The organism is Corynebacterium sp. (assembly GCF_012838985.1).
Taxonomy (GTDB): Bacteria; Actinomycetota; Actinomycetes; order Mycobacteriales; family Mycobacteriaceae; genus Corynebacterium.
Genome location: NZ_DUOE01000012.1, coordinates 1 through 2,037, shown reverse-complemented (window position 1 = coordinate 2,037; position 2,037 = coordinate 1). Strand labels below are relative to the sequence as shown.

Below are 2,037 nucleotides of genomic sequence, written 5' to 3'. Positions count from 1 at the left end.
TGCTGCGTTTCACCACGGAGAACATCAGTCCGGAGGCGCGCGTGCAACTGTGGGAGGGCCACAACGCCCGCGCGCTCATCCCGTTGGACATCCGCACGCTCGACGAGCAGCCGATGCGTTCGCGGCAGATGAATCTGCAGCTGCCGTCGATACGCATGGCGGATGTGACGGGGACGTCGCAGATCGTCGAACGCTCGGAGGCGTTCATCCGGGAGCACCCGACGGGGGTGATCGCGATCTTCTTCGCCCTGGAGGGCGAGGCCTTCTTCTTCCACCGCAGCGGGCACCTCACGCTGCAGCCCGGTCAGGCGGTACTTTACGACGCCGACCTCCCCTTCACCCGCGGCTTCTCCCGGGGGTTGCGCGAGGTGGTGCTCACCATCCCACGGGAGCGCTACCGGGAGATCGTCGGCGCCCACGGCCCGACGTTGCCGACGGTCCTCGACTTCAGCGCCGGGGCGGCACCCACGAGCAGGCCCTGGCGCGCCTGCTGCGCAGCACGCTCATGCAGGTCAGCGGCCCGGAGCCGACGCTGGACCCGGCGCGCACCGAGGGGGACGTCCTCGCGTTGCTGCGCCTGGTCCTCGGGCGGCGTGACGACGAGGCCGGCTTCCTCGTCTCCGCGAAGCAGTACATCGACCGGCACCTCACCAGCCAGGAGCTGACCTCCGGGCGGGTGGCGGCGGCGGTGGACCTGAGCGAACGGCAGCTGAGCAGGCATTTCGCGGGGGACGGGACGTCGATAGGCAGGTACGTCCAGGGGCAGCGCGTGGATCTGGCGCGGGAGGTGCTGCGGGACCCCGAGCGGCAGGGGCTGTCGATCGCGGAGGTGGCGGCGCGCTGCGGTTTCGCGTCGCAGAGCCACTTCGGGCGGGTGTTCCGGGAGCGGGTCGGGATGACGCCGCTGCAGTGGCGGAAGCTGTGATTTGGCCCACACCGGACACGTTTTGGCCCCGCCCGGACGTGACCTCCGTCACAGCCTCCGCCGGGGAGTGACGCGGCATACATTCAGCTCCATCAGGTCCACCCCACCAAGGAGATGAACACCATGCCCGCCTTCCACGACGGTATCGCCGACACCGAGATCCCCGAGGACGTCGTCACCACTGACGTGCTCATCGTCGGCTCCGGCCCCGCCGGCAGCTCCGCCGCACTCTTCCTGTCGACCCACGGGATCGACAACATCATGATCACCAAGTACCGCTGGACCGCGAACACCCCGCGCGCCCACATCACCAACCAGCGCACCATGGAGATCATCCGCGACGTCGGACTCGAGGCGCAGGTACTCGAGAAGGCCGTCCCCCACGAGCAGATGGGCGACACCGTCTACGCCGAGTCCGTCGCCGGCGAGGAGATCGGCCGCCGACCCACGTGGGGCTGGCGCCCGGACCGTCGTGCCGACTACGAGCTGGCCTCCCCCGCCATGCCCTGCGACATCCCGCAGACCCTGCTCGAGCCGATACTCCTGGAGAACGCCACCAAGCGCGGCACGCAGACCCAGTTCTCCACCGAGTACCTCTCACACACGCAGGACGAGTCGGGCGTCTCCGTGCAGGTGCGCAACCGCCTCACCGGGCATGAGTACACCATCCGTGCCAGGTACCTCATCGGTGCCGACGGAGCCCGCTCCCAGATCGCCGAGGACATCGACATCCCCTTCGAGGGCGCCATGGACATCGGCGGTTCAATGAACCTCCAGTTCAAGGCCGACCTGTCGCAGTGGGTCGCCCACCGCCCGTCCATCCTCTACTGGGTCTTCCCGCCCGGCTCCAACATCGGCGGCCTCGGCGCCGGCCTGGTCCGCTGCGTGCGCCCGTGGAACGAGTGGCTCGCCGTCTGGGGCTACGACATCACCAAGGAGCCGCCGCAGCTCGACGAGGAGGAGGCCAAGCGCATCGTCCGCATGATGGTCGGCATCCCGGACCTCGAGCTGGAGATCACCGGCTACTCCCTGTGGGGCAACAACGAGCAGTGGGCCACCCACATGCAGAACGGCCGCGTCTTCATCGCCGGCGACGCCGCCCACCGCCACCC

2 protein-coding genes and 1 pseudogene are annotated in these 2,037 nt (G+C 69.0%); all 3 read left to right on the top strand.

Going from position 1 to position 2,037, the window contains the following annotated elements:
- Window positions 1-665 (top strand): annotated as a pseudogene (locus GXZ33_RS00590) (hypothetical protein); the annotation flags it as partial.
- A complete protein-coding gene (locus tag GXZ33_RS12630; protein WP_363236674.1) occupies window positions 569-925 on the top strand; it encodes an AraC family transcriptional regulator in 357 nt (118 codons plus the stop codon). The pseudogene GXZ33_RS00590 and the gene GXZ33_RS12630, both read left to right, overlap by 97 nt.
- 123 nt (window positions 926-1,048) lie before the next feature.
- The coding region (locus GXZ33_RS00585) for an FAD-dependent monooxygenase (RefSeq protein WP_291338928.1) at window positions 1,049-2,037 on the top strand (989 nt) is incomplete at its 3' end.